Annotated in this window: 1 protein-coding gene; it reads left to right on the plus strand. The window is 66.1% G+C overall.

The window, feature by feature from the left end:
• On the plus strand, nucleotides 1-496 hold a 496-nt coding region (locus AC08ON_RS02465), incomplete at both ends, for a branched-chain amino acid ABC transporter substrate-binding protein (RefSeq protein ID WP_476616378.1).

A 496-nucleotide genomic window follows, 5' to 3' on the forward strand; every position in this document is an offset into this window, starting at 1 on the left:
CGGGGCCGGGCTGCTGTCGGTCAGCCCGTCGGCCACCAATCCGGCGCTCACCGATCTCGGGTTCACCAGCTTCTACCGGGTCATCGCACCGGACACCGTGCAGGGATCCGCCGCCGCGGAATACCTTGCCAAGGTCGTGAAGGCGGACAAGGTCTACTCTCTCGACGACCGGAGCGAATACGGCACCGGCTTGTCCGGAGCGCTCGAGAAGGCCCTGACCGGCCGTGGCATCCGCGTGATCCACGACGGCATCAATCCGACGAAGGACTACACGTCCCAGGCCACGAAGATCCTCGCCGAGAATCCGGACGCCGTGTACTATTCTGGCTACTATGCGGAACTCGCGTTGCTGACCAGGGCGCTGCGCAGCAAGGGATACACCGGGAAGGTCGTCAGCGGCGACGGCGCGAACGGCGACCAACTCATCCACCAGGCCGGTGCCGGCAACGCCGAGGGAACGCTGCTGACCTGCCCCTGCGGTGACCCGAACAGCGAT

The sequence above is a fragment of the Frankia sp. CoWAU3 genome (assembly GCF_977971855.1).